General features: G+C 33.9%; 24 protein-coding genes and 1 tRNA gene. 17 read left to right on the top strand and 8 right to left on the bottom strand.

Annotated elements, in window-relative coordinates:
* Window positions 1-293 precede the first annotated feature (293 nt).
* From OPR37_RS00695 to OPR37_RS00665, 7 genes are all read left to right on the top strand, one after another.
* Window positions 294-2333, top strand: a complete 2040-nt coding sequence (locus tag OPR37_RS00695; protein WP_213863800.1) for a WD0745 family porin — start codon at window positions 294-296, stop codon at window positions 2331-2333.
* Between the two features lie 121 nt (window positions 2334-2454).
* On the top strand, window positions 2455-2679 hold the full coding sequence (locus OPR37_RS00690; protein ID WP_226079579.1) for a ParD-like family protein: 225 nt from the start codon (window positions 2455-2457) through the stop codon (window positions 2677-2679).
* A 32-nt stretch (window positions 2680-2711) separates the two neighbouring features.
* Window positions 2712-2954: a type II toxin-antitoxin system RelE/ParE family toxin gene (locus tag OPR37_RS00685; RefSeq protein WP_230608979.1), complete on the top strand. Its 243-nt coding sequence runs from the start codon at window positions 2712-2714 to the stop codon at window positions 2952-2954.
* Window positions 2955-2991: 37 nt separating this feature from the next.
* Window positions 2992-3789 (top strand): DUF2163 domain-containing protein, encoded by a 798-nt coding sequence (locus OPR37_RS00680; RefSeq protein ID WP_264684926.1) that lies wholly within the window; start codon window positions 2992-2994, stop codon window positions 3787-3789.
* Window positions 3790-3820: 31 nt separating this feature from the next.
* Window positions 3821-3907 (top strand) — tRNA-Ser (locus OPR37_RS00675).
* Window positions 3908-4261: 354 nt separating this feature from the next.
* On the top strand, window positions 4262-4471 hold the full coding sequence (locus OPR37_RS00670; RefSeq protein ID WP_007302130.1) for a DUF6290 family protein: 210 nt from the start codon (window positions 4262-4264) through the stop codon (window positions 4469-4471).
* Window positions 4452-4736, top strand: coding sequence for a type II toxin-antitoxin system RelE family toxin (locus tag OPR37_RS00665; RefSeq protein WP_264684925.1), 285 nt, complete (start codon window positions 4452-4454; stop codon window positions 4734-4736). The genes OPR37_RS00670 and OPR37_RS00665 overlap by 20 nt, the downstream gene beginning before the upstream one ends.
* A gap of 287 nt (window positions 4737-5023) precedes the next feature.
* Here OPR37_RS00665 and OPR37_RS00660 read toward each other — a convergent pair whose 3' ends face one another.
* Window positions 5024-5182: a type II toxin-antitoxin system RelE family toxin gene (locus tag OPR37_RS00660; RefSeq protein ID WP_019236727.1), complete on the bottom strand. Its 159-nt coding sequence runs from the start codon at window positions 5180-5182 to the stop codon at window positions 5024-5026.
* Window positions 5183-5320: 138 nt separating this feature from the next.
* On the opposite strand from OPR37_RS00660, the gene OPR37_RS00655 reads away from it, so the two are divergent.
* A complete protein-coding gene (locus OPR37_RS00655) occupies window positions 5321-5722 on the top strand; it encodes a hypothetical protein (RefSeq protein WP_264684924.1) in 402 nt (133 codons plus the stop codon).
* Here OPR37_RS00655 and trhO read toward each other — a convergent pair.
* Complete coding sequence (trhO, locus tag OPR37_RS00650) at window positions 5719-6564, bottom strand: oxygen-dependent tRNA uridine(34) hydroxylase TrhO (protein ID WP_264684923.1); 846 nt, start codon at window positions 6562-6564, stop codon at window positions 5719-5721. The genes OPR37_RS00655 and trhO overlap by 4 nt on opposite strands.
* Before the next feature lie 130 nt (window positions 6565-6694).
* Here trhO and OPR37_RS00645 point away from each other — a divergent pair, with 130 nt between their 5' ends.
* A complete protein-coding gene (locus OPR37_RS00645) occupies window positions 6695-8293 on the top strand; it encodes an ABC transporter permease (RefSeq protein WP_010402890.1) in 1599 nt (532 codons plus the stop codon).
* 202 nt (window positions 8294-8495) lie between these two features.
* Here OPR37_RS00645 and apaG read toward each other — a convergent pair whose 3' ends face one another.
* Window positions 8496-8900, bottom strand: coding sequence for a Co2+/Mg2+ efflux protein ApaG (gene apaG, locus OPR37_RS00640; protein ID WP_012481895.1), 405 nt, complete (start codon window positions 8898-8900; stop codon window positions 8496-8498).
* A 106-nt stretch (window positions 8901-9006) separates the two neighbouring features.
* On the opposite strand from apaG, the gene OPR37_RS00635 reads away from it, so the two are divergent.
* Entirely contained in the window at window positions 9007-10083 is a 1077-nt protein-coding gene (locus OPR37_RS00635; RefSeq protein WP_264685041.1) for a 5-(carboxyamino)imidazole ribonucleotide synthase, read from the top strand.
* Window position 10084: 1 nt separating this feature from the next.
* Here the strand turns inward: OPR37_RS00635 and OPR37_RS00630 are convergent, their stop codons facing one another.
* Entirely contained in the window at window positions 10085-11107 is a 1023-nt protein-coding gene (locus OPR37_RS00630) for an aspartate-semialdehyde dehydrogenase (RefSeq protein ID WP_149168683.1), read from the bottom strand.
* A 138-nt stretch (window positions 11108-11245) separates the two neighbouring features.
* On the opposite strand from OPR37_RS00630, the gene OPR37_RS00625 reads away from it, so the two are divergent.
* On the top strand, window positions 11246-11671 hold the full coding sequence (locus OPR37_RS00625) for a hypothetical protein (protein WP_264684922.1): 426 nt from the start codon (window positions 11246-11248) through the stop codon (window positions 11669-11671).
* A gap of 28 nt (window positions 11672-11699) precedes the next feature.
* On the opposite strand, the gene OPR37_RS00620 is transcribed toward OPR37_RS00625, so the two are convergent.
* Complete coding sequence (locus tag OPR37_RS00620) at window positions 11700-12986, bottom strand: APC family permease (RefSeq protein ID WP_007302140.1); 1287 nt, start codon at window positions 12984-12986, stop codon at window positions 11700-11702.
* 70 nt (window positions 12987-13056) lie between these two features.
* Window positions 13057-14331, bottom strand: coding sequence for an APC family permease (locus OPR37_RS00615; protein WP_264684921.1), 1275 nt, complete (start codon window positions 14329-14331; stop codon window positions 13057-13059).
* A gap of 137 nt (window positions 14332-14468) precedes the next feature.
* On the opposite strand from OPR37_RS00615, the gene OPR37_RS00610 reads away from it, so the two are divergent.
* Together OPR37_RS00610 and surE are read left to right on the top strand one after the other, a co-directional pair.
* A complete protein-coding gene (locus tag OPR37_RS00610; protein ID WP_017532208.1) occupies window positions 14469-15908 on the top strand; it encodes a hypothetical protein in 1440 nt (479 codons plus the stop codon).
* Between the two features lie 198 nt (window positions 15909-16106).
* A complete protein-coding gene (surE, locus tag OPR37_RS00605) occupies window positions 16107-16877 on the top strand; it encodes a 5'/3'-nucleotidase SurE (protein ID WP_213863802.1) in 771 nt (256 codons plus the stop codon).
* Here surE and hisS read toward each other — a convergent pair.
* Together hisS and OPR37_RS00595 are read right to left on the bottom strand one after the other, a co-directional pair.
* The gene (gene hisS, locus OPR37_RS00600) at window positions 16874-18097 is read right to left on the bottom strand and encodes a histidine--tRNA ligase (protein WP_265016857.1); all 1224 of its coding nucleotides are present in this window, start codon (window positions 18095-18097) and stop codon (window positions 16874-16876) included. The two genes, surE and hisS, sit on opposite strands and share 4 nt — an antisense overlap.
* Entirely contained in the window at window positions 18094-18666 is a 573-nt protein-coding gene (locus OPR37_RS00595; protein ID WP_264685040.1) for a NifU family protein, read from the bottom strand. The genes hisS and OPR37_RS00595 overlap by 4 nt, the downstream gene beginning before the upstream one ends.
* Window positions 18667-18835: 169 nt before the next feature.
* Between OPR37_RS00595 and OPR37_RS00590 the strand changes: the two genes are divergently transcribed.
* From OPR37_RS00590 to OPR37_RS00575, 4 genes are all read left to right on the top strand, one after another.
* The gene (locus tag OPR37_RS00590; protein WP_230440382.1) at window positions 18836-19087 is read left to right on the top strand and encodes a J domain-containing protein; all 252 of its coding nucleotides are present in this window, start codon (window positions 18836-18838) and stop codon (window positions 19085-19087) included.
* A 90-nt stretch (window positions 19088-19177) separates the two neighbouring features.
* Entirely contained in the window at window positions 19178-20260 is a 1083-nt protein-coding gene (locus OPR37_RS00585) for an ankyrin repeat domain-containing protein (protein WP_007302146.1), read from the top strand.
* 247 nt (window positions 20261-20507) lie between these two features.
* Window positions 20508-21563, top strand: a complete 1056-nt coding sequence (locus OPR37_RS00580) for an ankyrin repeat domain-containing protein (protein WP_265016856.1) — start codon at window positions 20508-20510, stop codon at window positions 21561-21563.
* Between the two features lie 257 nt (window positions 21564-21820).
* Entirely contained in the window at window positions 21821-22648 is an 828-nt protein-coding gene (locus OPR37_RS00575) for an ankyrin repeat domain-containing protein (RefSeq protein ID WP_264684919.1), read from the top strand.
* The last annotated feature ends 14 nt before the right edge of the window (window positions 22649-22662 follow it).

Below are 22662 nucleotides of genomic sequence, written 5' to 3'. Positions count from 1 at the left end.
CAACTATAATACAAATTAATATTATTGTCAACAATTTATATTAATAATTTAATCTTTTTATGCTTTTACTTTGAGTAAATTTTACTTCCATAGAATAAGTATAGAGTTATAATACACTAACAAGCAAACCTCTGTACTAAATTTTGGTTAATATACACGTTGAGCGTATTAAGAAAGTTGCTTTTAAAGTATTGCATTTTACCTTTATTTTCGCTATAAGGTTGCTTTAAGTTGGATTTTCAACACCTTTATACTATTTATGTTATGATTTTAAAATTTTTTGGGGGCACTTCATGAAAAAATCTATTTATACTAGAACTGCTCTAGCTTCTCTATTGACTTTATGTTCTTTCAGTGGCTTTGCTGCTGACTTTTCTGACGAGAGTATGAAGGAAGTAAAAAAGCAAGAGAGTAACGAGTCAATCAAAACTTCTGGAAAGATGGAAGTGATGAAGACGTCAAATAAGAAACTAAAAGAAAAAATGGACAGGATATGTAATGCTGATCCAAGAAAAAAAGCCGAGGAGCTTAAGAAAAAAGAAGAACTAAGATTAGCAGCTGAGCAGAAGAAAAAAGAGGAGTTAAAATTAGCAGCTGAACAAAAGAAGAAAAAAGAAGAGTTAAAATTAGTAGCAAAACAAAAGAAAAAAGATGAAATTAGGCTAGCAAAAGAGAAAAAAGCAAAGCTTATAGAGGATTCAAAGGCGAAAGCTCTAAGCACTAAAAATTCTAATGTAGAAAAGTCAAAAATTAAGGGTTCTAAAACTAAGAATGCTAAAATTGAAGCTAAAGATATAAAAAAGGATGTAAAAGTTGTTAACAGCAATACAGAGGAAAAAGGTAAGGCAAGTCCTGTTGTTTCAGTTGGTGGGGTTGATATTATCAATACCAATCAAGGGGATGGTTTAAGAATAACTTTCGGTGGCGTTGTTGATTCTCAAGGTTATGGTAACCATGGGCTAAGTGGCTATAACCATTATAATGTTATGCCAGGTAAATCTACAGATTATTTTAACAATACTCCAGATAGTATAAAAGGAGCAAATCCAATATTTCCTAAAGGGATAGGGAATATTGGTGATTACAGTGAAAACATGGGCATGATTTCAGATGCAATATTGCACTTAAGAGCTGAAAATAAAAATGAGGATATTGGTCTTCGTTATGGTGCCGATGTACAATTCCATGTTCCAGTTACTGAAGGTAAAGGAGCTTCACAAGGCGTGAATGCTGCAAGAGGTAGAAGTGCACATGTGTTTTTGAATTCAAAATATGGTGATCTGAAACTTGGTTATCAGTTTGGTCCTGAGTCTCTGATGAGACTTGATGCAACAAGAATTGCAACTGTTGATGGAGCTGCAGATAGTGACTGGTTCAGAAAAGTAAACTTAGAAGGAAGTGCTGCAAACTTCCCATTTTACGTAACACCACGTCTTTACACTGAAAGCTTCTCGAGCGAGAGCGAAAAACTCTCCTTCCGTATGGCAGGAAAATACAACAAAGACGTTATGACCACATTGCCGTTTAGAGCTGCTTACTACTCACCAAATTATATGGGTGCAAGATTTGGTCTTAGCTACTCACCTCGCTATGATAGTGGTTTATCCGTTGTAAAAGAAATAGATTCAGTTCTTTCTAAAAATGCTCAAAAGCAAGATGAGGTAAAGCATAAGGAAACGTTAAGACATGTTGGACCAGATTACGAGCATATAGTAAGCGCTGGTGCATCATATGAATATGACTTTAGTAAACATAATGTAAAAGTTAAAACTTCCGTAGTTGGTGAATATGGGTTTTCAAAGCAACCGAGTAAAGATAAGCACCTTTATAATGAGTTCATAGAATACAATAATCTGGCAGGCATTAATTTGGGTGCAAGCGCTGATTATAAGATTGATGAAGATCAAAGTGTAAAATTCGCTGCTTCTTTTGCATATTTAGGCAAATCTGGTCAACCTAAGAGTATCAAGGAACTCGACCTTGCTTCAAAAGAATATAAAGAGACTACTGATATTGCTAGAAAAAATGGCTTAAAGCAATTTAATGATAACAATACCATGTATTGGACTGCAGGTGCTGGTTATCAATATGATAACATCTACACAAGCGTGACATACTTTGGTAGCAGAATGAGTGATAAAGATATGCTTCATGATGTTGCACTTGGTGTTCAGTATGATCTATCTTCTTGCAATAAGAGCAAATTTGTTCCTTATGCAGCCTTACATTATTTTATGACTGATGAAAAAGGTGCGCTGAAAGATAAAAATAATGCTGATGTACCTTCCAACAAAGGAATTCTTCTCCTCACTGGTGTGAAGTTTTCTTTCTAATTTGTTCTAGTAATACACACCACAACTTGAATGTGGTGTGTGTTTTCACTATGCACTTTCAAAATGTTGAAAAAATTTCCAATATATGATATAATAGCTAAAACTAGGAAGTAATAATCTAATGAGTATAACAGTAAATCTTGATGGGGAGTTCGAGAAAATAGTGCAGTCTCATTCCATATTGCAAAATCGTTCTGTACCGCAACAAATCGAGCATTGGGCTAAGATTGGTCAGATTGTTGAAGATAACCCTGAGCTCAGCTATAACATCATCAAAGAAATCCTTTCAGGCATTGAGGATATCAAGTCAGGTAATGTTGAGGAGTATAAGTCCACAAAATTTTGAAGATTCTTCTCACCAACACTTTTAAGCGGTTAATGAAGAAGCTGCACAATAATCAACTACCCAAACTTGAAGAAGCCATCAAACAAATTCAAGGTAACCCATATATTGGAGAGCTAAAGTCAGGCGATCTTGCAGGTGTTCGCGTGTATAAATTCTCTATTTTTAATCAACTGACATTATTAGCCTATATTCACAACGAACAAAATAACATATTAACACTTCTTGCATTTGCTCCACACGAAAATTTTTATAGAGATTTGAAAAAACAAGTGTAGCTAAATGCAGGTATGCCATTATTTATAAGAGGCAACTATGCAAACCAAATTAAAAAACCATTTAGCTGGAGAATTACTTACCATCGCTACTTGCTGGAAATTAACACTTGTAAGTGGAGAAGTAATGGGATTTACTGACTATGATGAAGATTTAAATCTCAATAATGTATTCTATAAATCTTCAAGCGGTTTTATAGCCAGCAGTATAATATTAAATAGCGATTTGAGAACTGATAATTTAGAAATTGAAGGAATATTAAATAGTGCTGATATTAAAGAAAAAGATGTTTTATCAGGAAGGTATGACTTTGCAAATATTGAAATATTTCTTGTGAATTATAAAGATTTGAGTCAGGGAATTATGAATTTGCATGCAGGAACTTTTGGTAAAGTAACATTAAATAGTGGGAGGTTTATCGCTGAAATTAGAGGTCTTGCGACAAAGCTTGAGAGAAGCATAACAGAGCTATATTCTCCTGTATGCAGGGCACAATTTTGCGATGATAGATGTAAAGCTGATGCTAAAAAGTTTAGTAGAATGAGCACAATTACTAAAGTGATAGATGAAAGAAGATTTGAAGACACTAATTTAATCGAAAGTGATGGATATTATAAGCACGGAGTGGTAAAATTCTTTAGTTCAGCAACATTTGAAGTTGTAGTTAAAGAATACAAAAATAAAGTAGTTACATTATTTGCTTCTCCTCCATATCAAATTTCTACCGGAGATAAATATTCGATACTTGCAGGTTGTGATAAAGCGTTTTTAACGTGCAAAAACAAGTTTAACAATACTGTGAATTTCCGTGGCGAACCATATATACCAGTTGTTTAGCAGCATAATTTTTAATATTATGAATAAGTATGGAAAGGTGGCTGAGCGGTCTAAAGCACACGCTTGGAAAGCGTGCACATATGAAAATATGTCGGGGGTTCGAATCCCCCCTTTTCCGCACATTATTTCTAGTGTAACATAGGATTTTCCGTTTTGTTCTTAAACCGTAATAACCATAGCACTTCAGCTCCGCAATTTTTCAGAGTCATCTACGTCAATAAAAGAATAGAGTTATCAAGTTGCAGAGCCTTCTTGATTTTTGATGATGAAGAGTAGTTGTTATCATAGAAATACATCCAGTAGCCAGCATACCTTCCTTATTCCTAATGATGTCTTGCAATACGTCTGTGTCATTTCTCCCTAAAATCTAATACTAGTATATACTCAATCTACCATAATCCGTCAATACAATTCTTTATTGAAAATTTTAGGAAAATGTTGTATAATTATGCAGTAGATTTCGGTAAAACTTATGGCTGATTCAAGTATTAACATTAGTGAAAAAGTTTTAAAAAACCTTACTCGTTTAGCTAAAGTAAAGAATCAATCAGCTCAAGAGCTAGCAGAGCAGTTTATACAAGAAGCAATTGAAAATGAAGAAGATATGGCAATAGCCAAACTTGCTATTCAACGTGACACTCGAAATGCAAAATTCATCAGGCATGAAGACATCAACTGGTGATAAGTATTTAATCTGCTATGAGGAAAATGTAGTTCACAAAGACATTCAAAATCTTCCAAAGACAATATGGTCAAGGGTAAAAGAAATCGTAAAAGAGCGTCTTACACTTTCTCCTGAGAAGGCAGGAGATCCCTTGCTCGTTGAGTTCAAAGGACATCGTAGAATACGATCTGGTGATTATCGTTTGGTTTATAGGATAAGTAAATTAGAACGTACAGTAATAATTACTGCAATAGAGCATAGAGAATACATCTATAAAAGTTAGAACCTTCCTATAAGCATTGTATATTTCATTATACAGACCTCTTTCCTCTTCACCTTAGGTGGCTTTGCTCAGCTCAAAAATAACTCATTTTTTGACTATACCCCTATAATTTTACTATTCTACAGACTATAAAATCGATGCTAATAACGGATTAGAGATAAACGTTGCAAAGAATCGCAGTGGATCAACCGGAAAGGTTACAGTAAGTTAATACTGGAAGGATATTAATCTAGGATTCATAAATGTCTTTTCTGTGTTTTATTGAAACACTTCATACTTTGCAGCATTTACATGATACGATAATCGCCAGTTCTCAGTCTTCTGTATCCTTTGAGTTTGTAACAAAACGATTCACCAAAATCAATTGGATTAACTGTAAGTCGCTCTTTTACTATCTCTTCAACTCTTAACTTTATTGTTTTTGGAAAAGCTCTTCTTACCAACATTTTTCAGGAATTTAATCTTATCGCGCTTTAGTCCTACCTATAGTGGTAAGATTATCTACTTATTCTTATATGGGAATTTACCAACTATTAAGACATTAAGTGTAATAAAAATATATTCTAATAGTATGGAAAAATAAAATGATACCTGAACAATCTATAAAAAATCGCGTTATATATTTACATAATTTGCGTAGCAAAACAATAGGTGAGCTTATCGATTGTTTAAAAACAAGAGACAATATCAAAGAATTTGCTTTTCAAGATGATGATACTGATCATAGTATACAATATAGGAAAGGTAGAAATATTAGTAATAATATGAAACTTAGGTGCAGAGGTGCAGGAATTGGTTTAGTTGCTGGTCTAGTTGCAGCATGTTGTTTATGGCAAGAAACTTTAGCTCTTATTGGCGGTTCTGGTGTAGTGTTGATTGCATTTGCTATAGTTGGTGCGTTACTTGGAGCTGGAGCGAGCTATGTAGTAGGTAAATGTCTTGATAAAATTGAGGTTAGTAAGTGTGCAATAAGCAAATGTTATTAGAGGTTCGTATTGAATTCTAGCTTTCTTTCAATACTTAAAGATTTACAATCAGAGCAAACCACTTGGCCACGTGGAACTGATTTCAGCTCATCAGTTGAAACTTTACTTGAGCAGAATATGCATTTTATTTTATCACTTGGAGCGAGTGAGTGATCAACAGCAACTCTATCATCAAAAACAAAACACTCGCCTTCCCAATTACCACTTTTGTTGTGAGTTTTTTCAAGGTAGGAAAGAATACCGCCTTTAAGGTGATAAACATCGTTAAATCCAAGGCTTTTCATATATGCTGTAGATTTCTCGCATCTGATTCCACCAGTGCAGTACATAGCCACTTTCAGATCTTTACTCTCAGAGAAAGACTCTGCCCACTGAGGAAAATCTCGAAAACGCTGAGTATGTGGATTGATTGCATTTTTAAACTTGCCTAGTTTTACTTCGTAATCATTTCGTGTGTCTATCACTAAAACATCAGGTTGAGAGATAAAATCATCCCAATAATCTGGATCAATGTACTGACCTCTAACGGAAGTATCGAGATTACTTACACCAAGATTCACAATTTCTCTTTTTAATCTCACTTTCATCTTACTAAATGGTTGATATTCTGCTGCACTCTCTTTCCATGTAAGGTCCCTTAGTCTATAATCAGAACGTAGAAAATCAAGTATTTTATCAATTGCGTTTCTTTCTCCAGATACAGTTGCATTAATACCCTCTTCTGCAAGGAGTATAGTACCCTTTAATTCGACATTGTCGCATGCAACTTTTATTTCATCTTTCATGTCATAATAATTAGAGAGTTTTACAAAATGATAGAAAGTTGCAATGACAAAACTCATAATTAATTAGTTTATCGATTTAAAACATAATATATAAAATTATGAAGATATTCAATAGGACGGCTGTTAATTACTGGATATCTTTAGTTTTTGCATATAACATTTTAATATCAAATATAGATTCAAGTTAATGTTTCTGAGAGTATTTAAAAATATATTCTTGTTTTTAGTAAGTGTATTATTTGTCTGCCCTATACTATCGTTAATATCGATTCTATTTACAGAATCAGCAAACTCTGGATGGGTAATTAGTAGACTTTTTCCTGAATATATACTCAATACGTTAATTTTGATGGTAGGAGTAGGGTTAATATCCTTTATATTTGGAGTAATTCCAGCTTGGCTTACTACATTTTTTTCGTTTCCCGGAAGTAGAATTTTTGAGATTGCCTTATTCTTTCCGATATCAATTCCTGGATATATAGTATCGTTTGTTTATGTAAATACGCTAGAGTTTTCAGGTCCGATTCAGAGCTTGTTAAGAGATACTTTTCAATTGGGCAAAGGTGACTATTGGTTTCCCGAGATCAAATCCCTAGGTGGTGGAATATTAGTAATGGGATTTAGTCTATATCCATACGTTTATATGTTGGTCCGCTCAAGTCTAAAGAGCGTTAGTAACTCAGTCACTATTGCATCAACACTTGGGTTCTCCTCATTACAGAGTCTGTTTTCTGTCATCATACCCTCCATACGTCCATCAATTATAGCTGGGTTATCCTTGGTACTGATGGAAGTAATTACAGATTTCGGCACACCACAGTTTCTTGCTATCGATACTTTCACGACAGGAATATACCGTACTTGGTTTTTACTTCATGACAAATATTCAACTACTGTTTTGGCAGTTGCAGAACTGATTTTCGTTGCAACACTAATAGTTATCGAGAAAAAACTACAAAAAAGAGAAATATCTTACTCTTCAATCAATACTAATGCAGATTATCACAATAAACGTAGTATAAACGGTTCTATATCGTTGATCTTTTCTTATCTTATGTGTTTATTGCCGATATTAATAGGCTTTATTTTACCAATGATTCCACTTATATATTGGAGCATAGAGAAAGGCTTTTTCATATACGAAGCAAGATTTTACAATATAATAACAAACAGTATTAGTTTATCATTTATTACCGCGCTAATCTCTATCAGCATTGCAATAATTATTGGATATACAGCACGTAAAAATAAGGTAATAAGCAATATAGCACGTCTCATTTCTCTTGGATATGCAATTCCAAATGCAATTATTGCAATTAGCATAATAATGTTTTTAAGCAGAATATCTTCTTTCATTACTCAATATATTGTAGAAATTAGCTTGGTAGGAACTATTGGCGCATTAGTTTACTCATATTTATTTCGTTTTTTTGCTATATCTTTCAAAGCAATAGAGTCGGGACTCAAAAAAACACCAAATGAAATTGAATGGACTGCATATACTATGGGTCATGGGCCTATTTCCACGTGCCTGAATATTCATATTCCCCTTATCAAGAAAAGCATACTATCGGGATTTCTGCTCGTGTTTATGGATACGGTAAAAGAACTCACGGCAACACTAATTATCAGACCATTTAATTTTGAAACTATATCAACTAGAATATATGAACTTGTCAGCGATGAGCGTTACAGAGAAGCTGCCCCATTTTCGTTAATGATAGTTATTATAGGTTTAACCTCTACAATAATCTTATTCACACTTGATGATAAGAATCAAAAATAAACTATTTTGCATCTGTTCAGCAGAGTAACAAAATAAGATAGACGAAAAAAGACAACTATAGAAGCAAATGGTCAGTGCTTTCGTGTTTATCAACTTAGTTGGATCTCAGTATCAGCTACTCGGATGACATTATGGAAGCTTAAATGACAAAACAAGAAGCACTGGTTTCAGATGCACTTAAACAAATACACTATCTTGATGATCAATGAGGTCTAGTGTTAACGTATGGACTATCTAAGGAAAAGGGTGGTACCATAACATCAAAGGTTTTTATGCTCTCTTCGTTCAGAAATTCATATTTACCCTGCATTATTCCTGATGGTGTATTTAAGTATGTTCCACTTGTATATTTGAATACCTCTCCAGATTTTATTACAGGTTGTTCTCCAATAACACCAACTCCGGCAATTTCATTTATTTTCCCCTTATGATCTATTATTTGCCAATAGCGACTTAATAATTGAATGGTTGATGAGCTTTTGTTTTTTATCTTAACATTATACATCCATACGTAACAATTTTCATAAGGAATGGATTGCTCTTCAATGTAAATTGGCAAAACTGTAACTTCAACAGAATTAGTAATAAGTGTGTATTTCATGGTCATCGTAAAGTGTTCATGATAAAAGTTTAACACACTTCAATTATACACTTTTTTCATAGATTTTCCAAGCATATTATCGTACTCTAACTAGGAAATATTAATCTACATGATGAACAAAACAGATCCACTGGATAAAAAAGTGATAGGAATAATAGGAAGTGGGCAATTAGGTAAAATGACTGCTATCGCTGCAATAAAACTTGGGCACAAAACGCATATTTTTGCCAGTACTAAAAACGATCCAGCTTGTTCTGTTGCTGATGATTTAACAATAGCAGACTTCTGTGATAAGAGGGCACTTGAATCTTTTGCACAGAGTGTGGATTTAGTCACTATTGAGTCTGAAAATATTCCATGTAGTGCAATTGATATTGTGTCGCAGCATACAGATTTTTATCCAGGTAAAAAGGCGTTACACATTTCGCAAAATAGGCTGAGAGAGAAAGATTTTATTAGAGATTTAAGCATAAAAACTGCTGATTACAAAAGTATACAAAATTATAATCAGCTACTAGAAAGTAGTGAAACTTTTAGCTATCCAGTGAGGCTAAAAACAACAGAAATGGGTTATGATGGAAAAGGACAATATATGATTGAAAATGATTCTGAACTGAAGCAATTTGCTTCCTTCGATTGGAATAAAGAGTACATTCTTGAAGCAAGTGTTGATTTACTGAAAGAGGTTTCAATAGTCGTTGCAAGAGATAAAAACGGTAAAGTAGCTTTTTTTCCTATAGCAGAGAATCACCACGTTGACGGAATACTTAATACTTCAATAGCACCAGCTAAAATAGATAATAAATTAGCCCAAGAGGTACAAAAAACTGCAGAGAAAATAGCAACTGCACTTGATGTAGTAGGAATTCTAGCTATTGAATTTTTCATCACTCAAAATCATGAATTACTAGTTAATGAATTGGCCCCAAGACCCCACAATTCTTGCCACTGGAGCTTGGATGCATGCAACGTTAGTCAATTCGAGCAGCTAGTTAGGATAATATGCGGTCTATCTATGCAGGAAGTAGTATTACGCTTTCCTTGCATGACAAAAAATATAATAGGTAATGATATATATAATTCTCACAAATATTTGAGCAACGAAAAAGCTAGTTTAACCATATATGGGAAAAAAGAGGTTAGGGACAAGCGTAAAATGGGACATGTCAATATAGATTTAAGTTATTGAGCTATAAATGCTCTTTGATCAAGATCTCCAAGATCTGCACTATATTTAGTGCTGCACCTTTGCGTAGATTATCAGCTACTATCCACATATTTAATCCGTGTTTAACGGTATCGTCTTGTCTAATACGCGATATGTATACGGCATTCTCTTGCACAACATCAATCTGAGTCATATATCCACCATCTTCGCGCTTATCTTGCACTAAAACTCCATCGTCTTCACTGAGCATTTCACGAGCTTCTTCTTCAGTTATATGCTGATCAAATTCTACATTTACTGCTATAGCATGACCAACAAGAACAGGTACTCGGACACAAGTTGCAGTTACTTTTATATCCTCTTCTAAAATTTTTTTTGCCTCCTCTTGCATTTTCCACTCCTCTTTTGTAGAACCATCTTCCATGAACTCTCCTATATGAGGAATGCAATTAAATGCTATTTGCTTAGGAAATATTTCAGGTTTTTTAGCTTCATTCATAAAGATTTTTTTTGTCTGATTGTAAAGCTCATCCATTGCTGCTTTACCTACACCAGAAGTTGATTGATAAGTTGAAGCAACGATTCTCTTTATTTTTGCTTTTTGGTGTAATAAATGTAATGCCAGCAACATTTGTATTGTAGTACAGTTTGGATTAGATATTATGTTATGGTTTTTATACTCCGTAATTTTATCTTTGTTGATCTCTGGAATAACTAGTGGCACGCCTTCTTTCATCCTAAAATGAGAGGTATTATCTACGACAATACATCCAGCTTCAGTTGCAATCGGTACGTATCTCTCGGAAACATGAGACCCAGCACAGAAAATTGCTATATTAATTCCAGCAAAATCGTAGTTCTCAAGGTCTAAGACAGTTAATTCTTCATCGCCGAAACTTACCTTTTTTCCCTCTGATTTTTTTGATGCAAAAGCAACAACAGAATCTATTGAAATTTTTCCTTCGTCTTGAAACTCGGCAAGCGCGCTTAATACCTCACGCCCTACTCTTCCTGTTGCTCCAATAACTGCAATCTTACATCCCATATAAATAAACCTCTGATTTTAAAGCTATATTATATTTTTACTGATAAAATTTACAATTACTTTAATATTTTTACCTTGCAATTAACCATAATTTAGTTATAATTATAAGACACTAGTAATATTGCATGGTAGAATGAAATGAGTAAAAAACATGATGACACTAAGGTCAAACCTGCAGTATCTGAATTTCAAAAGCCTGAAAAAGTCAATAGATTAGAGATTCAAAATGTTCCTTCGAAAAAAAGCAAGCCAGCGATAAATTTTGATGATAAAAAGTATGGTGTGAAAATTTCTAAGATAGACCAGCATCTTTCAAACAAGAAGCAAGAATCTTTTGGATTAAGAGATTTTTTAAGTTCAATACCAATAATAGGAAGATTTTTAGTGAAAATTTTCACGCCTGAAAAAGAAGAGTATAAAAAACTGCAATCGCAAATAGGTCTTTCTAATAAAGCAAAAAATGAGATCTACATAGATAATAAACGCACAGAAGAAGTAGGTAGCAAACTTGAGAATGGTAATATTGAACAAGTAGATAAAGAGAAAAAAAATCTTGGCCCATAAATATTAACCATTTAAAGTGTATCTCTCACTACTGAATTTGTTGCACAGAAGTTTTGCAGTACCAAAATAAATAAATGGGTATGCCACTTGCAGTGAACAGGCTCGAAATCAGCAGAGTACCTACAGGGGTTTCTAATATCACCCAACAACAAAAGGTTGTTGCTATGCTACCAATTAAAAGCTTATAACAACTCCTCTCCTGTATAATAACCTTTAGAAAGGCAAAACAGCACGCAAGATAAACGAACAAAAATGAAATTACAGAAAAGTCAATAATCGACGTAATCTGCTGGGCAAAATTGTTGTTTGAAGTGAGAATTAGTAAAATTGCAGTTCCAATTGAACTAACTGTTATTCCCCAAAAAGGAGAGCCATGCTTGTTCCTTTTAGCAAAGAATTTTGGCATTAGTCTATCTTCTGCAAGACCAAAAGCAACTTGTCCACTAGATAAAACCCAAGCGTTTAGACTGCCAACACAAAAAATGAATGCAACTATAGAAACAATTAAATGCCAATTACCAGAAAACATAATTTTTATCGCATCAACATATGGTGCTCTTGAACTTGCTAAATTGTTGCCATTGATCAATCCCATAATTGCAAAATTGTTGATAAAATATATAACAGCAACACAAACTGTGCCAAGCACCACAGCTTTTGGTATAGTTTTAGCTGGATTATCAACTGACCCTGCAGGTGCTGTTGCCAATTCAAGTCCAATAAAACACCATAAAGTAAGGAGTGTAGAGCGCGCAAGAATTTGCGATGTTGTAAGACTTAATATTTCTTCACTTATGATAAAATTATTTCTATCGAAAAAAAACAACGCTGCTACAGGTATTGCAAGCAATACAGCAACCTTCACAACCGTGAGCAGAAACTCAACGTGCCCTGCAGTAGCTATTCCCCTTAAATTTATTAATGTAATGATTGTAAATAACAACAGCTCTAAAAATAAACGCATACTTTTGATATCTTCATGGAAAAATGGTGTAAGATAGCCAACACCCACAACTATTAAAGCTGTTGTACTAACCCATGAGATTACCCAATATGTCCAACCAACAAAGAACGCTGCGGTAGAACCAAAAGTATGTTTCACATAAACGTGAGGACCTCCTGTTTCTGGAAACTTTGCACATAGCGTAGCAAAAACTAGCGCAAGAGACACAGCACCAGCTCCTGATATCATCCAACTTATAAGGCTATAAGCGCCATATGGAGCAAGGCTAATTGGAAGCATAAAAACCCCAGAGCCGATCTGACTACTAATGACTAAAGCAAAAACAGCCCAAAAACCTATTTTATTTGACACAATACCTCTTAATTCTATTAATGTAAGCCAGTAGTATAGCTTAAGAATTTTAGCAAATAAAAAATTTAAGTTAAGTTTTTAGTTTATGATACCAAAGTAGATAAATAAGTGTTCCGCTTAAAGGGAATAGACTTGATATTAACAATGTTTTTATAGAAGTCTCGTATATTACCCAACAGCAAAAAGATACAGCCACACCTCCAATTAAAAATTTGCAGTAGCTTTTGTCTTGTATATTAACTTTGAGAAAAGCAAGGCTACATGCTAAGTAGATAAACAAAAATGACACCACAGAGATATCAATTATTGAAGTTACTTGCTCAGCAAAACTTTTGTTTGACGTTAGGATAAGTAAACCTAACACCCCCAAAGTACTGAGTATTATTCCCCATAATGGAGCATCATGCTTATTTTTTTTGCCAAAAAATTGCGGCATTAACTTGTCTTTTGCAAGGCCTAAGGTGACCTGTCCATCAGCTAAAAACCAAGCATTTAAATTACTTACAGAAACGATAAAGGCAACAACAGAAACAATTAAATGCCAATTACCTGGAAGCATAATTTTTATCGCATCAACATATGGTGCTTTTGAACTAGCTAGTTCATTACCACTTATCAATCCCATAATTGAAAGACTATTGATGAAATATATCACAGCAACACAGACTGTTCCAAGCACTATAGCCCTTGGTATTGTTTTAGAGGGATTATTGACAGATCCTGCAGGTGCCGTTGCTGATTCAAGTCCAATAAAACACCATAGAGTAAGGAGTGTAGAGCGCGCAAGGACTTGAGACATCGTAAAGTTTGATACTTCTTCACTTACAACAAAATTATTTCTATCAAAGAAAAATAATCCTGCTATGGGTATTGCAAGAAGTGCGATAATTTTAACAATGGTCAGAAGAAGCTCAACATGCCCAGCAGTAGTTACCCCTCTTAAGTTTATTAGCATGATAGCTAAAATTAATGTTATTTCTAAAAGCAAACGTATATCTTGTATATCATTATGAAAAAGCGGGGCTAAATAACCGATACTTGCAATTGTCACAGCTGTTGAGCTTACCCACGAGCTTACCCAATATGTCCAGCCAACAAAAAAAGCTGCTGTAGAGCCAAAGGCATGTTTCACATAAATATGAGGACCACCCGTTTCTGGAAATTTTGCGCAGAGTGAAGCAAAAACTAAAGCAAGAGATATAGCACCAAATCCTGATATAACCCAGCTTATGAGGCTATAAGCGCCGTATGGTGCAAGGCTGATTGGGAGCATAAAAATTCCAGAGCCAATTTGGCTACTAATCACCAAGGCAAAAATAGCAAAAAAGCCTATTTTATTTGACACGACAATGTTTAATTTTTATCTGAATAATTAACAATATAGTTGAAGCTCAGAAATTTCAATTGGTCTTTACAAAATTTGCATTTTTTTAATTTAAGCATATATAAAAAGTATATTAATAGATTATTAAGAAGCGGGGTATGAATCCAAGGTTAAAAGATTTTTTGATTATTTGTGGGGGTATTTTATTGTTTGTTTCCGCTATTGGAGCAATTTTTTTATTTGAATATTTATTTGATATCTTTATTAATGCGCTTTATGCATTCCTTCTTGCCAAAACTTCAAGTGAAGTATTAGCATTTTTTGGAACACTTGCAATTTTTTTAGCTGTTGGCGTTTCATGCTACGGACTGCATAAGCTCTGTTCTATTTTTACAGAAAAAATTACAAGCAGCTATCAGTCTTTCAAAAATGAAAATAGTGATGATAACATTTTTTCTGAAGTATATAATGATCCAACAGTAGGGTTAAAAGATAAGATTTTATTTTTTTCTATATACTCAATATACTACATTCAATTACCATTTTTGTATTGTGCATCAAAGATATCAGAACTTAGTAGAATGTTATCAGAGAGTAGAGCGCTCGGTCTTAGAATATGTTTAGTGCTTATCAATACTATATTATTGATCCCTGTAGCGCTTCTTGAGTTAATAAAGTATCCATTAATAAAGCTCTTCTCGCCTCTGGGTTTAAGTGTAAAGCAAATGAGCTTTTTGTTTAATGTAAGTGATGTAGGTACTGGTAATCAGAATGTTCATACTAGAAGTTTTGAGCAAAGTGTTATTGAGTGTGCCAAAAAATTAAAGGAAGAATATGGGACTCCGTCAAATGAGCTGGATGAAGAGTTTAAAAACTATATAGGCGGTTTGACAAATCAGCAGAAAGAACTGATAGCGCCTTATTTGAAGGTAGATAATTATAGAGAAGGAGAATGGGTAAGGTGGGTAGATTCCAAAACCGGACTGACATTAACACAGGCCATAAATCTAGTTTTAATTGCAGCAACAAAGCAAAATGCAGATGTAGAGCTGTTGAAATCCATATTGCTGGTTCGTTTTGAGGAAAGTAATCGCCAATGTGGTCCTGGAATGCTTAATCGTATCATTTATGCATTAAGTGGCCTTGAAGCAGAAAATAATTTTGCAGCTCAACTAGAGCCTCAGATAATAGGAGAATTGGCCGGTAATGCTACTAAAAGATTTCTTGAGAGATCTGTAGATAAGCACTACTTTAAAATAAAAATTTTAAAAGAAAATTTTGATGACTTATATTCGCTAGGTTCTGAAGTGGATTTGAGCAATGCAAATGATGAAGTAAAGGATGGAATTTCTCATATGAGAAGTGCTATAAAAGAATTTGTATTTAAAGAGTTATATGTGAAGTTTTATAATGACTATGGAGAACATATTCGTAGAGGACAGATAAAACAAAAGCTAAGGGAATTAATAACAGGTGAAGTCGTAGATGCAGCAATATATGGTAAGATAGATGAAGTAGCAATACCTGCAGAACCATCCACTTGCCTTGAAAGAGTGAAAGCATTTTTGGGAAATATAGCAAGGTTTTCTGCTGCTTAGCACGCCTCTAGAGTTTACTAAACTTTGATTGTGAGTTAGGTGTGAAGCTAAAAATTGGTATTTACGATTAACTCACAGCAAACTAAACGATGGCAACCTGGTCACCCTCTAATTTTTCCTTATTGATTCGTAGCAGGTTCTTTGCTATGGTTATGAAAAGAAACCTCATCAGTATACTTTGATAGGTGAGTATTATATATGATAATATTGATAACAAATGATGATGGTTTTGAGAGTGAAGGAATAAGATTACTTAAAGAAATTGCACACAATTTTGCATCGGAAGTATGGATAGTAGCACCAGATACTGATAGGAGTGGAGCTGCAAGGTCTCTTGACTATCCAGTAAAGCAATTTATTAAAATAAGTCAACATAGTGAAAGGGAGTTTAGTGTGTCTGGTACTCCCGCAGATTGTGTCATTATCGCGTTAAATAAAATTATGAATAAAAAACCAGACTTAATATTATCTGGAGTAAATATTGGATCAAATGTCGGCGATGATATTTGTTATTCAGGCACAATCGGTGCTGCAATGGAAGGTGCTGCAAGATCTATACCTTCTATTGCGCTGAGCCAAGTTTATCATGATAAAATAGACTGGAACAATACAAAGATTTTTGCACCAAAGGTTATTGCCAAGCTAATGAAAGTTGGTTGGCCTAAAGATATAGTGATGAGTATAAATTTTCCTGCTACAGAAAAAGTGAAAGGGGTCGAATTTGCTGAACAAGGTGAATATAACATTGATGGTGATTTAACTTTTACTGAAAACTTAAATGGTTCTTTGAGCTTAAATTGGTCTCGGGAACACTCAGGCAGTGGTAGTGTAGATAAAATAAAAGGAGGTTTTATTACTATTACACCGATAAAATTAGATTTTACAGATTATGATATATTAAATGCTATGAAAAATTCTTGTGCAGAGGAATTTTCTTCTATAGCTAACACTCCTATTGCTTCTGATTAGATATTTTCTACGGTTTTATCGCGAGCAATCATTTTTTCTTCACCTGTGTCCATATTTTTAATTTTTAAAGTTTTACTGCTTAGCTCTTCATCACCAAAGATTAATACAACTTTTGCATTTGCTTGATTTGCTTTTTTCATTCGGGTTTTTAGAGTTCCACTATATTCGTAAATCACATATAAACCATTTCTGCGTAATTCACTTGCAAGTGTTAGAGCATGTTCTTCAGCTTCTCCACCGATTGGAATTATATAAATAGGCCTCTCTTTTTTTTCAGCATAGTTGATTAATTCCATTATACGCTCAATCCCCACTGCAAATCCTATTGCTGGAGTGTGTTTTCTACCTACTGAAGATACTAGATTATCGTATCTTCCACCGGCAAAAACTGCTCCTTGTGCACCTAAATCTTCTGTGACAAATTCAAATACTGTGTGACAATAATAGTCTAGACCTCGAACTAATTTGCTATTTACAGTGTAAGGTATGCCAAGAGCTTGCAGTCCATTTAACACCTGGTCAAAGAAATATGAAGATTCTTTTGTATAATAATCACTGATTTTTGGTGCGTCAGAGATTATTTCTTTATCTGTCTTATCCTTAGAGTCTAATATTCTGAGTGGGTTTTTAATCAATCTATTTTGACTATCTTCTGATAGGTCATTCTGAAACTTTTTTAAATACGATATCAAAGCTTCTCTATACTGAGTTATTGTTTCACTATCACCCAGAGAGTTGATTTCCAGCTTTACATTTTTATTGATGCCAAATTCAGTTAGTAAGTGCTGAGCGAGTGATATCAATTCAATATCAGCTTTTGGATCTTCTATGCCAAAAACCTCAAAATTTATCTGATGAAATTGCCTTTGTCTTCCCTTTTGCGGTCTTTCATAGCGAAATGCAGGCCCTATTGAAAATAATTTTATCGGCGCTTGTAGTTTTTTTTCAATGAGTAACCTAACAATAGCTGCAGTGAACTCAGGACGCAGAGTTATGCTCTTTCCCCCTTTATCAATAAAAGTATACATCTCTTTAGTGATAATATCTGAGCTATCACCTAAAGTCTTTGTAAAGACTTCTGTGTATTCAAATATCGGAGTTTGAACAGGTAAAAAGCCGTATAAACTTGAGATTCTGCTTGCTGTTTGCTCTATGTGTTTAAACTTGTACCATTCATCAAACAGGAGATCTTTTGTTCCTCTAACTGTTTGATTAGTCATAGCATAGTCTCTATACCTGAAACTTCTGGTATGTGATAGCTTAGCATATTCTGCACTCCTTGTTTTAAGGTAATTGCAGCACTTGGGCACCCAGAGCAAGCTCCTTGCAGTTCAACGTAAACTATTCCGTCTTTATAGCCACAGAACTTGATATCACCACCATCTTGAGCAACTGCAGGTTTAATATAACTTTCCATCAATTCTTTTATTCTATTTACAATTTCTATATCATTTTCATTAAAGAATTCTTCCTCTAGCATTTTATTATCACTTACTCCTTCTTTATCAAATGCTTTTCCACCAGAAGTAAAGTGATCCATAATTGTAGTTAAAATTTCCACCTTTACTATATCCCAATTCATTCTATCTGATTTTGTTACCGAAATAAAATCATGACCAAAAAATACTCTTACAACATGTTCTATTTGAAAAAGATTTACTGCTAGTTTGGAGTTCTTTATTTCATCTGCATTTGAAAAATCAGCTGTTTCTCCTTCGCTCAGAATTTCAAAACCAGGAAGAAATTTCAGCGTGTTTGGGTTTGGTGTTTCTTCAATCTGGATAAACATGTTATTTACCATGACAATTATAATTGTTACTATTTAATCATAAAATGATAAAAAAATATACATGTCATTCATCTTCTTCCTTTTTTTGATATTCACAATAATCACGTTTGTTTTACCTAGCGTTGTTGTATTTTTTCTCTTTTTGGCAAAGAGAAATAACATAAGTTTTATGATGCACTCTATATTAAGTAAGTTTTTGAACGAATTTAACAGCAGTAAAAGTTACACCAAAAATTACACTGGTGATAATATGTCCAAAGATGAAGCATTAAAAATACTGGGGCTGAATTCCGAGGCAAGCCAAAATGAAATCAATAAGGCATACCAAAATTTAATGAAACTGGTCCATCCAGACAAGGGAGGCTCGGAATATTTTGCACAAAAGTTAAACGCAGCACGTGATAGGTTGATGAAGACCTAATTTTAACTATTGTTTTCTCTGTAAATTTTGCTTGTACATATTAAGTTGCATGATATAAAACCGGAAACATTATTCTTTAGGAGGTATTTGATGAAAAAACTTGAGAGATTGAGAAAGAATTTATTTGCGGCTATAGATGAGCTTAATATTAATAAAGTTAAAAGATATGTTAAAAAGGCAAGATATATAAATAAAGAAAAAGAGATTATTAATGGTAAAAAAGATGGTATGGCACCTATACATCTTGCTGTTTATAGAGGTAGCTTAGAGATAGTGCGGTTTTTGCTTAAAAATAATGCTAATATTAATGCTGTTAGTGATGGATGTCTTGTTCCTTACTCGTACGTTACTGCCATGAATAGAAAAGCAGAAATAAAAGAAATGATATATCATTGTACTAGTAGTACCACTTCCCAAGTAATGCAAGGTTTTACAGCTTTACACTTAGCCTTTTTTTATTGTCGATTAGATATCGCGAATCTTCTGCTCAATAATAACACTATTAATATTAAAAATGCAAATGGCAAAACGGCATTTGAGGTTATCCCTGGTTATGAAAGTCTTTGCAGTGATGGCTGTGACATAGAAAAAATATTCTTAGCTGTGTTAAGATTTCATAAAAATAATTGTACAGAACTATTACTTTCTGCTAGAATAAATACTAAATTAGAGTTAGAAGCTGGTGATACTCCAGATGCAGCAAGTAGTATAGCAAACCCTTTCTCAACCTCCACCAGGGCAAATACTAAGATAGGATTGGAAGCTGGTGATACTCCAAATCCTGCACCAAGCAGTGCAGTAAAACCTTTTTCTTTTATTAATAGTATATTTAGTTGGGTAACCACTGCCACACTCAATGGCTTATTCAGCAGTGCTCCTACTTTACTTCCTGCACAGCAATTTGTTGATCACTTAGCTGGTAGCCCAATTGGTTCTTCACAAGTTGATTTTAATGCAACAGCTCTACTAGTTGATGTAGTGGTCAAAAAGTTCACAGGGAAAAAGTATTCAAGACTACTGGACAATCCACCTCTGACAAAACTTGATATTATAGAAAAAAAACTCGAGACGGCAATTAGTAGTTGTGAAAAACTTTATCAATGTCCTGAAAGTTCATTAAGCAATTTAACGATATCTAAAAGTATGCATCAAAAGTCCCTTCAAATCAGTTAAAATAAGCTCTCTAATTCGAGTGCTTATTTACAAAACTTATCCCTTATTTCCTCTTCTAAAGCAGATTGCTTATTATCAAGTAATAAAAATTATGAATTAGGGGCTTAAAATATTTTGCAAAAAAGTTACGTGATAGATTGCTGAAGACCTAATTTTTAACTATTGAAATTTTTCTCTGTAAATTTTGCTTGTATATATCAAATTGTGTGATACAAAATCGGGAACGTTGTCTTTTAGGAGATATTTGATGCAAGGGATGCAAAAACGGATAAAAACTGAGAACTTTGTAAATGAGTTATTTATTGCCATAAAAGAGCATAGTCTTCTAAAAGCTAACATATGCATCAGAAGTGCAGTGTACATGAACCTAAGAAAGCAGATTTTTATTGGTGAAAAATACGGTATGAAACCTATAAGTTTTGCTGTGAAAGAAAATAGCTTAAAGATATTGAGGTTTTTGGTTAATAACGGCGCCAATGTTAATGCTGCTAGTAGTGAAAGCTTGAGAGTTGCATTGCACGTTGCTGCTGAATATGGCAGAGAAGATGCAGGACAGCTTCTACTTAGTCGTTATGCTAAGATCAATTTGCAAGATATAACGGGTAAGGTGCCTTTGCACTTAGCGTCTTTCCATTGCCAAGTGGCAATGGTGGAACTTCTTATCAAGCATGATGCTAATATTTATATAAGAGATGCGGGTGGTAGAATACCACTAGATGTTGTTGGAGATGATCCAAAATCTATATGTACTAGTAATACAAGGCAAAAAATAATATCTACATTAAAATGTGCTGATAAAGAAGTTAATTGTCAGACATTAGCTTCTAGAGCAAATCCTAAGGTAATAGAAGCTAGGAATTACTTTAGCTATCATGATAATAGTACAAATGTGTTAAGCAGCGCAGTAAAACCTTCTTCTTTTATTAATAGTATGTTTAGTTATGTGAGAACTTCAATTACTGCTGTACTCAGTAGCCTATTTCAAAGTACCCCTGCTTTACCTCCTGCACAGCAATCTATTGCACATTCAACTGGAAGCTCAATTGGTTCTTCACAAGTTGATTGTAATGGAATAATTCTGCTAACTGCTGTAGCAATAAGTAAGTTCACAGGGAAAAGATATTCAATGCCACTGGATGATTCACTTTTAACGATAAGACAGGTTAAAGAAAGAAAACTTAATTCTCTAGAAAGAGATGTCAAGATGGCACTTAGCAAGTGTGACAAGCTTCATCAGCATCCTGAAAGCTCACTGAGCAACTTCACAATATCTAAAGGCGTGCATCATCAAAAGCACCTCTAAATCAGTTAAACTAAGCACTCTAATTCGAGTGCTTATTTACAAAACTTATCCCTTATTTCCTTTTCTAAAGCAGATTGCTTCTTATTAAGAGCAAAAAAATTTGAATAATGAAGCTCAGCATATTTTGTACAAAAGTTAACGTGGTAGGTTGCTGAAGACCTAATTTTTAACTATTGAAATTTTTCTCTGTAAATTTTGCTTGCACATATTAAGTTGCATGATATAAACCCGGGAGATTCTCTTTTAGGAGGTATTTGATGGAAAAACAAAAAATAATTGAGATTTTAGGAAGAAAATTAGTTTCTGCTATAAGCAGAGGTGATTTTCAGAAAGTTAAAGAATGTATTAAAGAGATAGAGTATGAACAAATAAAAAATGAAGTTTTGAATTATGAAAGATACTATATGAAACCTATACATCATGCTACTCTCTTGGGTAATTTAAAGATATTAGAGTTTTTATGTAACAGCGGTGCTGATGTTAATACTACTATTAGTAATCGATATTTGAGTACTCCCTTGCACATTGCTGCTAGACATGATAAACTAGAAATAGCAAAGTTTTTACTTGATCGTGATGCTAACATCAATGCTACAAATTATAAAGGCTTTACACCTCTGTACTTAGCATCTGACCACTGTCATTTAAATATGGTAAAACTCCTACTCTGCAAGGGTGCTGATGCTAGTATTCAAAGTCAGTATGGCAAAACAGCATTAGATGTTGTTGGAAATGCTAGAAAAGATGAATGTAGTAGTAGTGAAATTCAAAAAATAGAATCTGTATTGAGCAGTTCTACTGAAGCTGACTGTGAAGCAAAATTAACTTCTATAAAAGCAGGTATTAAAGACGCTAACGACAGCACAGATTTTGTAAGTAGTGCAGCGAGTCTTCAATTATCCCCTACCAAAGCAATTAAGATAGAATTGGAAGTTAGTAATACCAAAAACTTGGCAAGTAGCACAGTGAACTCTTCCTCCACTCCTACCAGAGCAGATTTTAAAGAAGCTAGCAGCATCACAAGCGGTGCAGTAAAACCTTCTTCTTCTATTAATATGTGTGATTCATATAGGTTATTACAATAAAAATGTAAGATCAA

Origin of the sequence: Wolbachia endosymbiont (group B) of Lycaena phlaeas (genome assembly GCF_947251875.1) — a bacterium.
Taxonomy (GTDB): Bacteria; Pseudomonadota; Alphaproteobacteria; order Rickettsiales; family Anaplasmataceae; genus Wolbachia.
The sequence above is the reverse complement of the archived record's forward strand: the minus strand, read 5'-3'. Positions and strand labels throughout refer to the sequence as shown.

Coding starts and splice junctions, on each gene's coding strand:
- OPR37_RS00695 (WP_213863800.1), top strand. CDS start 294: ATGAAAAAATCTATTTATACTAGAACTGCTCTAGCTTCTCTATTGACT.
- OPR37_RS00690 (WP_226079579.1), top strand. CDS start 2,455: ATGAGTATAACAGTAAATCTTGATGGGGAGTTCGAGAAAATAGTGCAG.
- OPR37_RS00685 (WP_230608979.1), top strand. CDS start 2,712: ATGAAGAAGCTGCACAATAATCAACTACCCAAACTTGAAGAAGCCATC.
- OPR37_RS00680 (WP_264684926.1), top strand. CDS start 2,992: ATGCAAACCAAATTAAAAAACCATTTAGCTGGAGAATTACTTACCATC.
- OPR37_RS00670 (WP_007302130.1), top strand. CDS start 4,262: ATGGCTGATTCAAGTATTAACATTAGTGAAAAAGTTTTAAAAAACCTT.
- OPR37_RS00665 (WP_264684925.1), top strand. CDS start 4,452: ATGAAGACATCAACTGGTGATAAGTATTTAATCTGCTATGAGGAAAAT.
- OPR37_RS00660 (WP_019236727.1), bottom strand. CDS start 5,182: ATGTTGGTAAGAAGAGCTTTTCCAAAAACAATAAAGTTAAGAGTTGAA.
- OPR37_RS00655 (WP_264684924.1), top strand. CDS start 5,321: ATGATACCTGAACAATCTATAAAAAATCGCGTTATATATTTACATAAT.
- trhO (WP_264684923.1), bottom strand. CDS start 6,564: ATGAGTTTTGTCATTGCAACTTTCTATCATTTTGTAAAACTCTCTAAT.
- OPR37_RS00645 (WP_010402890.1), top strand. CDS start 6,695: ATGTTTCTGAGAGTATTTAAAAATATATTCTTGTTTTTAGTAAGTGTA.
- apaG (WP_012481895.1), bottom strand. CDS start 8,900: ATGACCATGAAATACACACTTATTACTAATTCTGTTGAAGTTACAGTT.
- OPR37_RS00635 (WP_264685041.1), top strand. CDS start 9,007: ATGAACAAAACAGATCCACTGGATAAAAAAGTGATAGGAATAATAGGA.
- OPR37_RS00630 (WP_149168683.1), bottom strand. CDS start 11,107: ATGGGATGTAAGATTGCAGTTATTGGAGCAACAGGAAGAGTAGGGCGT.
- OPR37_RS00625 (WP_264684922.1), top strand. CDS start 11,246: ATGAGTAAAAAACATGATGACACTAAGGTCAAACCTGCAGTATCTGAA.
- OPR37_RS00610 (WP_017532208.1), top strand. CDS start 14,469: ATGAATCCAAGGTTAAAAGATTTTTTGATTATTTGTGGGGGTATTTTA.
- surE (WP_213863802.1), top strand. CDS start 16,107: ATGATAATATTGATAACAAATGATGATGGTTTTGAGAGTGAAGGAATA.
- hisS (WP_265016857.1), bottom strand. CDS start 18,097: ATGACTAATCAAACAGTTAGAGGAACAAAAGATCTCCTGTTTGATGAA.
- OPR37_RS00595 (WP_264685040.1), bottom strand. CDS start 18,666: ATGTTTATCCAGATTGAAGAAACACCAAACCCAAACACGCTGAAATTT.
- OPR37_RS00590 (WP_230440382.1), top strand. CDS start 18,836: ATGATGCACTCTATATTAAGTAAGTTTTTGAACGAATTTAACAGCAGT.
- OPR37_RS00585 (WP_007302146.1), top strand. CDS start 19,178: ATGAAAAAACTTGAGAGATTGAGAAAGAATTTATTTGCGGCTATAGAT.
- OPR37_RS00580 (WP_265016856.1), top strand. CDS start 20,508: ATGCAAGGGATGCAAAAACGGATAAAAACTGAGAACTTTGTAAATGAG.
- OPR37_RS00575 (WP_264684919.1), top strand. CDS start 21,821: ATGGAAAAACAAAAAATAATTGAGATTTTAGGAAGAAAATTAGTTTCT.